The sequence below is a fragment of the Escherichia sp. MOD1-EC6475 genome (assembly GCF_003046645.1).
Classification (GTDB): Bacteria; Pseudomonadota; Gammaproteobacteria; order Enterobacterales; family Enterobacteriaceae; genus Escherichia; species Escherichia ruysiae.
In genome coordinates, this window is the sequence record NZ_PZKQ01000028.1 from 1 (window position 1) to 12,273 (window position 12,273).

The 12,273-nt window shown below is 53.4% G+C and carries 13 protein-coding genes and 1 pseudogene; 12 read left to right on the forward strand and 2 right to left on the reverse strand.

Translation table 11 applies throughout. The annotated features are described in order from the left end of the window. Window positions 1–18: 18 nt before the first annotated feature. Both ataR and A7589_RS09900 read left to right on the forward strand, forming a co-directional pair. Window positions 19–216, forward strand: a pseudogene (gene ataR, locus A7589_RS09895) (type II toxin-antitoxin system antitoxin AtaR); the annotation flags it as partial. A 6-nt stretch (window positions 217–222) separates the two neighbouring features. After that, entirely contained in the window at window positions 223–735 is a 513-nt protein-coding gene (locus A7589_RS09900) for a GNAT family N-acetyltransferase (protein ID WP_000342458.1), read from the forward strand. Here the strand turns inward: A7589_RS09900 and panM are convergent. After that, a complete protein-coding gene (panM, locus tag A7589_RS09905; protein WP_000778812.1) occupies window positions 732–1,115 on the reverse strand; it encodes an aspartate 1-decarboxylase autocleavage activator PanM in 384 nt (127 codons plus the stop codon). The two genes, A7589_RS09900 and panM, sit on opposite strands and share 4 nt — an antisense overlap. A gap of 424 nt (window positions 1,116–1,539) precedes the next feature. Between panM and livK the strand changes: the two genes are divergently transcribed. The 10 genes from livK (at window position 1,540) to ugpQ (ending at window position 11,817) form a co-directional block, all read left to right on the forward strand. Further along, window positions 1,540–2,649 carry a high-affinity branched-chain amino acid ABC transporter substrate-binding protein LivK gene (gene livK / locus A7589_RS09910; protein WP_000827691.1) on the forward strand — a complete coding sequence of 370 codons (1,110 nt, stop codon included), beginning with the start codon at window positions 1,540–1,542 and terminating at the stop codon, window positions 2,647–2,649. A 47-nt stretch (window positions 2,650–2,696) separates the two neighbouring features. Next, window positions 2,697–3,623: a high-affinity branched-chain amino acid ABC transporter permease LivH gene (gene livH, locus A7589_RS09915; protein ID WP_001295111.1), complete on the forward strand. Its 927-nt coding sequence runs from the start codon at window positions 2,697–2,699 to the stop codon at window positions 3,621–3,623. After that, on the forward strand, window positions 3,620–4,897 hold the full coding sequence (gene livM, locus A7589_RS09920; protein ID WP_000803776.1) for a branched chain amino acid ABC transporter permease LivM: 1,278 nt from the start codon (window positions 3,620–3,622) through the stop codon (window positions 4,895–4,897). The genes livH and livM overlap by 4 nt, the downstream gene beginning before the upstream one ends. Then, window positions 4,894–5,661, forward strand: a complete 768-nt coding sequence (livG, locus tag A7589_RS09925; RefSeq protein ID WP_001075510.1) for a high-affinity branched-chain amino acid ABC transporter ATP-binding protein LivG — start codon at window positions 4,894–4,896, stop codon at window positions 5,659–5,661. Before livM ends, livG begins: the two co-directional genes overlap by 4 nt. Window position 5,662: 1 nt before the next feature. Beyond that, complete coding sequence (livF, locus tag A7589_RS09930; protein WP_000416895.1) at window positions 5,663–6,376, forward strand: high-affinity branched-chain amino acid ABC transporter ATP-binding protein LivF; 714 nt, start codon at window positions 5,663–5,665, stop codon at window positions 6,374–6,376. A 407-nt stretch (window positions 6,377–6,783) separates the two neighbouring features. Beyond that, window positions 6,784–8,100 carry a sn-glycerol-3-phosphate ABC transporter substrate-binding protein UgpB gene (ugpB, locus tag A7589_RS09935; RefSeq protein ID WP_000803180.1) on the forward strand — a complete coding sequence of 439 codons (1,317 nt, stop codon included), beginning with the start codon at window positions 6,784–6,786 and terminating at the stop codon, window positions 8,098–8,100. Window positions 8,101–8,275: 175 nt separating this feature from the next. Next, the gene (gene ugpA, locus A7589_RS09940) at window positions 8,276–9,163 is read left to right on the forward strand and encodes a sn-glycerol-3-phosphate ABC transporter permease UgpA (protein WP_000099289.1); all 888 of its coding nucleotides are present in this window, start codon (window positions 8,276–8,278) and stop codon (window positions 9,161–9,163) included. After that, window positions 9,160–10,005: a sn-glycerol-3-phosphate ABC transporter permease UgpE gene (gene ugpE, locus A7589_RS09945; protein WP_000572164.1), complete on the forward strand. Its 846-nt coding sequence runs from the start codon at window positions 9,160–9,162 to the stop codon at window positions 10,003–10,005. Before ugpA ends, ugpE begins: the two co-directional genes overlap by 4 nt. Window position 10,006: 1 nt before the next feature. Continuing rightward, entirely contained in the window at window positions 10,007–11,077 is a 1,071-nt protein-coding gene (gene ugpC / locus A7589_RS09950; protein WP_000907810.1) for a sn-glycerol 3-phosphate ABC transporter ATP binding protein UgpC, read from the forward strand. Beyond that, window positions 11,074–11,817, forward strand: a complete 744-nt coding sequence (ugpQ, locus tag A7589_RS09955) for a glycerophosphodiester phosphodiesterase (RefSeq protein WP_000073585.1) — start codon at window positions 11,074–11,076, stop codon at window positions 11,815–11,817. The genes ugpC and ugpQ overlap by 4 nt, the downstream gene beginning before the upstream one ends. On the opposite strand, the gene A7589_RS09960 is transcribed toward ugpQ, so the two are convergent. Continuing rightward, window positions 11,804–12,244 (reverse strand): DUF2756 family protein, encoded by a 441-nt coding sequence (locus tag A7589_RS09960; protein WP_000825990.1) that lies wholly within the window; start codon window positions 12,242–12,244, stop codon window positions 11,804–11,806. The two genes, ugpQ and A7589_RS09960, sit on opposite strands and share 14 nt — an antisense overlap. Between the last annotated feature and the right edge of the window lie 29 nt (window positions 12,245–12,273).

Here is a 12,273-nt window from a genome sequence, read left to right on the forward strand (position 1 = left end):
TAAGTTGGAGTCATTACCGCGGCGGCGATATCTAATCAGTCCGTCAGCCAATTTATGTTGAATAGTGCCTCGCAGCGGGCTGCAGAAGTGATTGAACAGCATCGGCGAGCGATCCTTAATGAGGAGTCCTGGACGCGGGTGATGGATGCGCTGAGTAATCCGCCGTCACCAGGTGAAAAGCTAAAACGTGCGGCAAAACGTCTTCAGGGAATGTAATAATTTATGGATGATCTGACGATAGAGATTCTGACCGATGATGCAGATTATGATCTACAGCGATTCGACTGCGGCGAGGAAGCCTTAAATCTCTTTCTGACGACACATCTGGTTCGTCAACATCGCAATAAAATTCTGCGAGCGTACATTCTTCGTACCAACACCCCTGAACGTCAAATACTGGGATATTACACATTATCCGGCAGTTGTTTTGAACGAGCCGCATTGCCCTCGAAATCGAAACAGAAAAATATTCCCAGCGTCACTCTTGGGCGTCTGGCAATTGATCGTTCAATACAGGGGCAGGGATGGGGAGCAACACTGGTTGCTCATGCCATGAAAGTCGTTTGGTCAGCCTCTTTAGCGGTAGGTATTCACGGTCTTTTTGTCGAGGCGCTGAATGAAAAAGCCCATACGTTTTATCAGTCGCTGGGCTTTATCCCGTTGGTCGGAGAAAACGAAAATGCGTTATTTTTCCCAACCAAATCCATAGAACTGCTTTTTACACAGAGCGATTAACGCTTCTCCCAGCCGCTCTGCTGTGCCGTAAACCCCTGTGCTTGCATAAACGCTGTCATCACACCGCGATCTTCCACGCCTGCATCCGCCATCCACCAGCATGAAACGCCAGGATTGTTACGCAGCACCTCTTCCAGCAGATATTGCCCTACGCCGCGCCGCCGGGTGACTTCCCGCACTCGCAGGGAATCCATCGCTCCCTCGGTGCCGCTTAAGGTTACTCGCACGGCAGCGAGCAGGCGCTCGTTAAAACGCGCGGCGTAAATACGGTGGGAATCGTCAACCTGTAAAGAGGAAGGAGAATACTCCGGCCAGATCTTTTGCAGGTCAATCCGATCCTGGTCGCTAAAGTTTTCTAATCGAATGATGGTCAGCTTCATGGGGAACCCGTACAAATCACAAAAGTGGAACCAGTGTAGCGAAATAATTTAATCGGAGGCTTTCTCTTTTTTATTTCTTTTGGCAGGTGATTAATTTTTTTTTCAGCAATAATTACAAATTAAAAACATTATAGAATGAAAATTGTCCAGCATAATCCCCTGAATGGTAGTGAATTATTCCGCCCTTTGTACCGTTATTTTATGCTGACAACTGCGCTTTTTTCTGTTTATCTATCAATTAATTCAGAATATTATCTGTTCTTAATCGACTGAAAAATAGGGATTTTAATCTATATCATCACAAAAAACTGCGCTAAACCCTTAATCGGACAGGCAAAAACAGCGCAGTATAAAAAAGAACAGTCTGATTTGTTAACACATAAAAAACAAAGCAACACAACATTACGAGTGGGGATTTTTGACTATGAAACGGAATGCGAAAACTATCATCGCAGGGATGATTGCACTGGCAATTTCACACACTGCTTTAGCCGACGATATTAAAGTTGCCGTTGTCGGCGCGATGTCCGGCCCGATTGCCCAGTGGGGCGATATGGAATTTAACGGCGCGCGTCAGGCGATTAAAGACATTAATGCTAAAGGGGGAATTAAGGGCGATAAGCTGGTTGGCGTGGAATATGACGATGCCTGCGACCCAAAACAAGCCGTTGCGGTCGCCAACAAAATCGTTAACGACGGCATTAAATACGTTATTGGCCATCTGTGTTCCTCTTCTACCCAACCTGCGTCGGATATCTACGAAGACGAAGGTATTCTGATGATCTCGCCGGGAGCGACCAACCCGGAGCTGACTCAACGCGGTTATCAACACATCATGCGTACTGCCGGGCTGGACTCTTCCCAGGGGCCTACGGCAGCAAAATACATTCTTGAAACGGTGAAGCCCCAGCGCATCGCCATCATTCACGACAAACAACAATATGGCGAAGGGCTGGCGCGTTCGGTGCAGGACGGGCTGAAAGCGGCTAACGCTAACGTCGTCTTTTTCGACGGCATTACCGCTGGTGAGAAAGATTTCTCCGCGCTGATTGCCCGCCTGAAAAAAGAAAACATCGACTTCGTTTACTACGGCGGTTACTACCCGGAAATGGGGCAGATGCTGCGCCAGGCGCGTTCCGTTGGCCTGAAAACTCAGTTTATGGGGCCGGAAGGTGTGGGTAATGCGTCGCTTTCGAATATTGCTGGCGATGCCGCCGAAGGCATGTTGGTCACTATGCCAAAACGCTATGACCAGGATCCGGCAAACAAAGGCATCGTTGATGCGCTGAAAGCAGACAAGAAAGATCCGTCCGGGCCTTATGTCTGGATCACTTACGCGGCGGTGCAATCTCTGGCGACTGCCCTTGAGCGTACCGGCAGCGATGAGCCGCTGGCGCTGGTGAAAGATTTAAAAGCTAACGGTGCAAACACCGTGATTGGGCCGCTGAACTGGGATGAAAAAGGCGATCTGAAGGGATTTGATTTTGGTGTCTTCCTGTGGCACGCCGACGGTTCATCCACGGCAGCCAAGTGAAAATCCCACCGCCTGTGAAATACGGGCGGGTTTAGAAAGGTTACCTTATGTCTGAGCAGTTTTTGTATTTCTTGCAGCAGATGTTTAACGGCGTCACGCTGGGCAGTACTTACGCGCTGATTGCCATCGGCTACACCATGGTTTACGGCATTATCGGCATGATCAACTTCGCCCACGGCGAGGTTTACATGATTGGCAGCTACGTCTCTTTTATGATCATCGCTGCGCTGATGATGATGGGCATTGATACCGGCTGGCTGCTGGTGGCGGCGGGATTTGTCGGCGCAATCGTCATTGCCAGCGCCTACGGCTGGAGTATCGAACGGGTGGCCTATCGCCCGGTACGTAACTCTAAGCGCCTGATTGCCCTCATTTCTGCAATCGGTATGTCTATCTTCCTACAAAACTACGTCAGCCTGACCGAAGGTTCGCGCGATGTGGCGCTGCCCAGCCTGTTTAACGGTCAGTGGGTGGTGGGTCATAGCGAAAACTTCTCTGCGTCTATTACCACCATGCAGGCAGTGATCTGGATTGTCACCTTCCTCGCCATGCTGGCGCTGACGATTTTCATTCGCTATTCGCGCATGGGGCGCGCCTGTCGTGCCTGCGCCGAAGACCTGAAAATGGCGAGCCTGCTTGGCATCAATACCGACCGGGTAATTGCGCTGACCTTTGTGATTGGCGCGGCGATGGCGGCGGTGGCGGGTGTGCTGCTCGGCCAGTTTTACGGCGTGATTAACCCCTATATTGGCTTTATGGCCGGGATGAAAGCCTTCACCGCAGCGGTACTCGGCGGGATTGGCAGTATTCCTGGGGCGATGATTGGCGGATTGATTCTGGGGATTGCGGAGGCGCTCTCTTCGGCTTATCTGAGTACGGAATATAAAGATGTGGTCTCATTCGCCCTGCTGATTCTGGTTCTGCTGGTGATGCCGACCGGTATTCTGGGTCGTCCGGAGGTAGAGAAAGTATGAAACCGATGCATATTGCAATGGCGCTGCTCTCTGCTGCGATGTTCTTTGTTCTGGCGGGCGTCTTTATGGGCGTGCAACTGGAGCTGGATGGTACAAAACTGGTGGTCGACAGTGCTTCAGATATCCGTTGGCAGTGGGTATTTATCGGTACGGCGGTGGTCTTTTTCTTCCAGCTTGTGCGACCTGCTTTCCAGAAGGGGTTGAAAAGCGTTTCCGGGCCGAAGTTTATTTTGCCTGCGATTGATGGCTCCACGGTGAAGCAGAAACTGTTCCTCGTGGCGCTGCTGGTGCTTGCAGTGGTGTGGCCGTTTATGGTCTCACGCGGGACGGTGGATATTGCCACTCTGACCATGATCTACATTATCCTCGGCCTCGGGCTGAACGTGGTGGTGGGGCTTTCCGGCCTGCTGGTGCTGGGTTACGGCGGCTTTTACGCCATCGGTGCTTACACCTTTGCGCTCCTCAATCACTATTACGGTCTGGGCTTCTGGACCTGCCTGCCAATTGCCGGGTTAATGGCAGCGGCGGCGGGCTTCCTGCTCGGTTTTCCGGTGCTGCGTCTGCGTGGTGATTATCTGGCGATCGTTACCCTCGGTTTCGGCGAAATTGTGCGCATATTGCTGCTCAATAACACCGAAATTACCGGCGGTCCGAACGGCATCAGTCAGATCCCGAAACCGACCTTCTTCGGTCTTGAGTTCAGTCGTACCGCTCGTGAAGGCGGCTGGGATACCTTCAGCAATTTCTTTGGCCTGAAATACGATCCCTCCGATCGCGTCATCTTCCTCTATCTGGTGGCCTTGCTGCTGGTGGTGCTAAGTCTGTTTGTCATTAACCGCTTACTGCGGATGCCGCTGGGGCGTGCGTGGGAAGCGTTGCGTGAAGACGAGATCGCCTGCCGTTCGCTGGGCTTAAGCCCGCGCCGTATTAAGCTGACCGCTTTTACCATCAGCGCCGCGTTTGCGGGTTTCGCCGGAACGCTGTTTGCTGCGCGTCAGGGCTTTGTCAGCCCGGAATCCTTCACCTTTGCCGAATCAGCCTTTGTACTGGCGATAGTGGTGCTCGGTGGCATGGGGTCGCAGTTCGCGGTGATTCTGGCGGCAATTTTGCTGGTGGTATCGCGCGAGTTGATGCGTGATTTCAACGAATACAGCATGTTAATGCTCGGTGGTTTGATGGTGCTGATGATGATCTGGCGTCCGCAGGGCTTGCTGCCCATGACGCGCCCGCAACTCAAGCTGAAGAACGGCGCAGCGAAAGGAGAGCCGGCATGAATCAGCCCTTATTATCTGTTAACGGCCTGATGATGCGCTTCGGCGGCCTGCTGGCGGTGAACAACGTCAATCTCGAACTGTACCCGCAGGAGATCGTCTCGTTAATCGGCCCTAACGGAGCCGGAAAAACCACGGTCTTTAACTGCCTGACCGGATTCTACAAACCCACCGGCGGCACCATTTTACTGCGCGATCAGCATCTGGAAGGTTTGCCGGGTCAGCAAATTGCCCGCATGGGCGTGGTGCGCACCTTCCAGCATGTGCGTCTGTTCCGTGAAATGACGGTGATTGAAAACCTGCTGGTGGCGCAGCATCAGCAGCTGAAAACCGGGCTGTTCTCCGGCCTGTTGAAAACGCCTTCTTTCCGTCGCGCCCAGAGTGAGGCGCTCGACCGCGCCGCAACCTGGCTGGAACGCATTGGTTTGCTGGAACACGCTAACCGGCAGGCGAGCAACCTGGCTTATGGCGACCAGCGTCGTCTGGAGATCGCCCGCTGCATGGTGACGCAGCCGGAGATTTTAATGCTCGACGAACCGGCGGCGGGTCTTAACCCGAAAGAGACCAAAGAGCTGGATGAGCTGATTGCCGAGCTTCGTAATCATCACAACACCACTATCTTGTTGATTGAACACGATATGAAGCTGGTGATGGGTATTTCAGACAGAATTTACGTGGTCAATCAGGGGACGCCACTGGCAAACGGCACGCCGGAACAGATCCGTAATAACCCGGACGTGATCCGTGCCTATTTAGGTGAGGCATAAGATGGAAAAAGTCATGTTGTCTTTTGACAAAGTCAGCGCCCACTACGGCAAAATCCAGGCGCTGCATGAGGTGAGCCTGCATATCAATCAGGGCGAGATTGTCACCCTGATAGGTGCGAACGGTGCGGGGAAAACTACCTTACTCGGCACATTATGCGGCGACCCGCGCGCCACCAGTGGGCGAATTGTGTTTGATGATAAAGACATTACCGACTGGCAGACGGCGAAAATCATGCGTGAAGCGGTAGCGATTGTCCCGGAAGGGCGTCGTGTCTTCTCGCGGATGACGGTGGAAGAAAACCTGGCGATGGGGGGCTTTTTTGCTGAACGCGACCAGTTTCAGGAGCGCATAAAGTGGGTGTATGAGCTGTTCCCGCGTTTGCATGAGCGCCGTGTTCAGCGGGCAGGCACCATGTCCGGCGGTGAGCAGCAGATGCTGGCGATTGGTCGTGCGCTAATGAGCAATCCGCGTTTGCTACTGCTTGATGAGCCCTCGCTCGGGCTGGCACCGATTATCATCCAGCAAATTTTCGACACCATCGAACAACTGCGCGAGCAGGGGATGACTATTTTCCTCGTCGAGCAGAACGCTAACCAGGCGTTGAAGCTGGCGGATCGCGGCTATGTGCTGGAAAACGGCCATGTAGTGCTCTCTGATACCGGCGACGCGCTGCTGGCGAACGAAGCGGTGAGAAGTGCGTATTTAGGCGGGTAATAACACGTTGATTGATAAGGAGTCAAAAGACTCCTTTGAGACAGCAGACAAATGTAAAAATGCCTGATGCGCTGCGCTTATCAGGCCTACTGGGTGAGTTGCAATATATTGAATTTGCACGATCTTGTAGGCCAGATAAGGCGTTTACGCCGCATCCAGCATGAAACGATGAGCATGTTATCTACAATCTGTAGAGTTTGACACAGGACTTCTATTTTTCCGCTTATCCGTGTCCCATCTCCCATTTTCCCTCACCCGCGCCGTCACTGCCTTGTCATCTTTCTGACACCTTACTATCTTACAAATGTAACAAAAAAGTTATTTTTCTGTAATTCGAGCATGTCATGTTACCCCGCGAGCATAAAACGCGTGAATTCGCGCATTCGGTACAACAAGAGAGATAAACGATGAAACCGTTACATTATACAGCTTCAGCACTGGCGCTCGGACTGGCGTTAATGGGGAATGCACAGGCAGTGACGATCATTCCGTTCTGGCATTCTATGGAAGGGGAACTGGGTAAAGAGGTTGATTCTCTGGCTCAACGTTTTAACGCCGAAAACCCGGATTACAAAATTGTACCGACCTATAAAGGCAACTACGAACAGAATTTAAGTGCGGGGATTGCCGCATTTCGTACCGGCAACGCTCCGGCTATTTTGCAGGTTTATGAAGTTGGCACCGCCACCATGATGGCGTCGAAAGCCATTAAACCGGTATATGACGTGTTTAAAGAGGCGGGGATTCAATTCGATGAGTCGCAGTTTGTGCCGACGGTTTCAGGTTACTACTCCGACAGCAAAACGGGCCACTTACTCTCCCAGCCGTTCAACAGCTCGACCCCCGTACTCTATTACAACAAAGACGCCTTCAAGAAAGCAGGATTAGACCCGGAACAGCCGCCGAAAACCTGGCAGGATCTGGCGGACTATGCCGCAAAACTGAAAGCCTCCGGTATGAAGTGCGGCTACGCCAGCGGCTGGCAGGGCTGGATCCAACTGGAAAACTTTAGCGCCTGGAACGGTCTGCCGTTTGCCAGCAAAAACAACGGTTTTGACGGCACGGACGCGGTGCTGGAGTTCAACAAGCCGGAGCAGGTGAAACACATTGCCATGCTCGAGGAGATGAACAAGAAGGGCGATTTCAGCTATGTCGGGCGTAAGGATGAATCCACCGAGAAGTTCTATAACGGTGATTGCGCGATGACCACCGCCTCTTCCGGTTCGCTTGCCAACATTCGCGAGTACGCCAAATTCAACTATGGCGTAGGCATGATGCCTTACGACGCCGATGCGAAAGATGCGCCACAAAATGCCATTATCGGCGGAGCCAGCCTGTGGGTGATGCAGGGCAAAGATAAAGAAACGTATACCGGCGTGGCGAAGTTCCTCGACTTCCTCGCGAAGCCAGAAAACGCTGCTGAGTGGCATCAGAAAACCGGTTATCTGCCAATTACCAAGGCGGCGTATGACCTGACCCGTGAGCAGGGCTTTTATGAGAAAAACCCAGGGGCGGATACCGCGACACGTCAGATGCTGAACAAGCCGCCGTTGCCGTTCACCAAAGGGCTGCGTCTGGGCAACATGCCGCAAATCCGCGTGATTGTGGATGAAGAGCTGGAGAGCGTGTGGACCGGTAAGAAGACACCGCAGCAGGCGCTGGATACCGCCGTTGAGCGTGGGAACCAGTTACTGCGCCGCTTTGAGCAGTCTACGAAGTCTTAATTCTCTTACCCTCACCCTAACCCTCTCCCAAAGGGAGAGGGGACCGATCGGCGTGGTGGAAAAGTACCGTGTCGGTTTGCAACTTTGCTCGGTGGAAAAGTATGCACCGCCTTTCTCCCTCGCCCCTCTGGGGAGAGGGCCGGGGTGAGGGGAACACAACACGAAGAGTTTATTTATGTCATCATCCCGTCCGGTGTTCCGCTCGCGCTGGCTGCCCTATTTGCTGGTCGCGCCGCAGCTCATCATCACCGTTATCTTTTTTATCTGGCCTGCGGGCGAAGCGTTGTGGTACTCGCTACAAAGCGTCGATCCGTTTGGTTTCTCCAGCCAGTTTGTCGGCCTGGATAACTTCGTCACGCTGTTCCATGACAGCTACTATCTCGACTCCTTCTGGACGACGATAAAATTCAGCACCTTTGTCACCGTCAGCGGTTTGCTGGTGTCGCTGTTCTTCGCGGCGCTGGTGGAGTACATCGTGCGCGGCAGCCGTTTCTATCAAACCTTAATGCTGCTGCCTTACGCTGTGGCACCCGCCGTTGCCGCCGTATTGTGGATCTTCCTGTTTAACCCTGGTCGTGGGCTGATCACTCATTTTCTCGCTGAGTTCGGCTACGACTGGAACCACGCGCAAAACAGCGGTCAGGCGATGTTCCTGGTGGTGTTTGCCTCGGTGTGGAAGCAAATCAGCTACAACTTTCTGTTCTTCTATGCCGCGCTGCAATCCATTCCCCGTTCGTTGATTGAAGCCGCAGCCATCGACGGTGCAGGGCCGATTCGCCGCTTCTTTAAGATCGCGCTGCCGCTTATCGCCCCGGTGAGTTTCTTCCTGCTGGTGGTGAACCTGGTCTACGCCTTCTTCGATACCTTCCCGGTAATCGACGCCGCCACGTCCGGTGGGCCAGTACAGGCCACCACGACGCTGATTTATAAGATTTACCGCGAAGGCTTTACCGGACTGGATCTGGCTTCGTCTGCCGCGCAGTCGGTGGTGTTGATGTTCCTCGTCATCGTGCTGACGGTGGTGCAGTTCCGCTATGTTGAAAGCAAGGTGCGTTACCAATGATTGAGAACCGTCCGTGGCTGACGATATTCAGCCATACCATGCTGATCCTCGGGATCGCGGTGATCCTCTTCCCGCTGTACGTGGCGTTTGTCGCGGCGACGCTGGATAAACAAGCCGTCTACGCCGCGCCGATGACGCTCATCCCCGGCACGCATCTGCTGGAAAACATCCACAACATCTGGGTGAACGGAGTAGGCACGAATAGTGCGCCGTTCTGGCGGATGTTGCTTAACAGCTTTGTGATGGCGTTCAGCATTACGCTCGGCAAAATTACCGTCTCGATGCTCTCGGCATTCGCTATTGTCTGGTTTCGTTTTCCGCTGCGTAACCTCTTTTTCTGGATGATTTTTATCACCCTGATGCTGCCGGTTGAAGTGCGTATCTTCCCGACGGTAGAAGTGATCGCCAATCTGAAGATGCTCGACAGCTACGCAGGTTTAACGCTGCCGCTGATGGCCTCGGCGACCGCCACCTTCCTGTTCCGTCAGTTCTTTATGACCCTACCGGATGAACTGGTGGAAGCGGCGCGGATCGACGGCGCGTCGCCAATGCGTTTCTTTTGCGACATTGTTTTTCCGTTGTCGAAAACCAATCTGGCGGCGCTGTTTGTGATCACCTTTATTTACGGCTGGAACCAGTATCTATGGCCGTTGTTGATTATTACCGACGTTGATCTCGGCACCACCGTGGCAGGGATTAAAGGGATGATCGCTACTGGCGAAGGCACAACGGAATGGAACTCGGTGATGGCGGCGATGTTGTTAACCCTGATCCCACCAGTAGTGATTGTTTTAGTGATGCAGCGTGCCTTCGTGCGCGGCCTGGTCGATAGTGAGAAATAAGATGGCAGGACTGAAATTACAGGCAGTAACCAAAAGCTGGGATGGCAAAACCCAGGTCATTAAACCGCTGACCCTTGATGTGGCGGATGGCGAATTTATCGTGATGGTCGGGCCGTCTGGCTGCGGGAAATCGACGCTGCTGCGCATGGTTGCCGGGCTGGAGCGGGTGACCGAGGGCGATATCTGGATCAACAATGAGCGTGTGACCGAAATGGAGCCGAAAGATCGCGGGATTGCGATGGTGTTCCAGAACTACGCGCTTTATCCGCATATGAGTGTCGAAGAAAACATGGCGTGGGGGCTGAAAATTCGCGGCATGGGCAAGCAGCAAATTGCCGAACGTGTTAAAGAAGCGGCGCGCATTCTGGAACTGGACGGCCTGCTTAAGCGCCGACCGCGCGAGCTTTCCGGCGGGCAGCGCCAGCGTGTGGCGATGGGGCGCGCGATTGTGCGCGATCCGGCGGTATTTTTGTTTGATGAGCCGCTCTCTAACCTTGATGCCAAGCTGCGCGTGCAGATGCGCCTTGAGTTGCAACAGTTGCACCGTCGTCTGAAAACAACTTCACTCTACGTTACTCACGATCAGGTTGAGGCGATGACGCTCGCCCAGCGGGTGATGGTGATGAACGGCGGCGTTGCTGAACAGATTGGCACACCGGTGGAAGTGTACGAAAAGCCCGCCAGCCTGTTTGTGGCGAGTTTTATCGGCAGTCCGGCGATGAACCTGCTGACAGGACGTGTGAATAACGAAGGCTCGCATTTCGAACTGGATGGGGGGATCGCGCTACCGCTAAATGGTGGCTGCCGTCAGTATGCCGGACATAAAATGACCCTCGGTATTCGCCCGGAACATATTGCGTTAAGCTCACAAACAGAGGGCGGCGTACCGCTGGTGATGGACACGCTGGAGATCCTCGGCGCTGATAACCTGGCGCACGGACGCTGGGGCGAACAGAAGCTGGTGGTAAGACTGGCGCATCAGGAGCGCCCGACGGCAGGTAGCACGCTGTGGCTGCATCTGCCGGAAAATCAGCTACATCTTTTTGATGGTGAAACAGGACAACGAGTATGAGTAACTGGCCTTATCCCCGCATCGTCGCCCATCGTGGCGGCGGTAAACTGGCTCCGGAAAACACCCTGGCGGCAATCGATGTGGGGGCAAAATACGGTCATAAGATGATCGAATTTGACGCGAAGTTATCGAAAGATGGCGAGATCTTCTTGCTCCATGACGATAATCTCGAACGTACCAGCAACGGTTGGGGCGTCGCGGGTGAGCTGAACTGGCAGGATTTACTGCGCGTGGATGCAGGCAGTTGGTACAGCAAAGCGTTTAAAGGCGAGCCGTTGCCTTTGCTTTCGCAAGTAGCAGAACGCTGCCGCGAACACGGGATGATGGCGAATATCGAAATCAAACCCACCACTGGCACTGGGCCATTAACGGGTAAAATGGTGGCGCTGGCGGCGCGCGAGCTTTGGGCAGGTATGACGCCGCCGCTGCTGTCATCGTTTGAGATTGATGCTTTAGAAGCTGCGCAACAGGCTGCACCGGAACTGCCGCGCGGTTTGTTGCTTGATGAATGGCGCGACGACTGGCGCGAACTGACCACGCGGCTGGGCTGCGTCTCTATTCATCTCAATCATAAGTTGCTCGATAAAGCGCGAGTGAGGCAGTTGAAAGACGCTGGATTACGGATTCTGGTGTATACCGTCAACAGACCCCAGCGCGCGACAGAGTTGCTGCGCTGGGGCGTGGATTGCATCTGTACCGATGCGATTGACGTGATTGGTCCGAACTTTACGGCCCAATAGTTTTCAACGGAATATCAGGCTGCGGCGTGCTGGGCTGATTCAGCATGTCGCCGTTTCTCCTCTCCGGCAGCATATGCTGCTGATTCAACGAACTATCCGGATTACGGTTGCTGTTTAACATCCCGCCGTTGGTGTTGGGCAGCATTTGCTGCCGGGCGGGATTTCGCTCCCCCGGCTGTGACTGCAACACCCGCTGAGAATTATTGTTTATCTGGTTTTCTAAATGCTGCTGTTGCAACTGAGTTTGCGTTTTCAGTTGCTGATTCAGCATCCCTTTTTGCTGGATTTGCTGATTCTGCATCTGGGTTTGCATCCGCTGCTGGCTGGGTATCTGATACCCCGGCTGGTTAGGGTTGTTCAGAGTATTAATGGGCTGTGCAAAGCCGACAAACGGCAGGAGTGCCGTAAGGATCAGAAGTCGTTTCATCGCGTATCCTCCTCTGAAGATATTCTTTA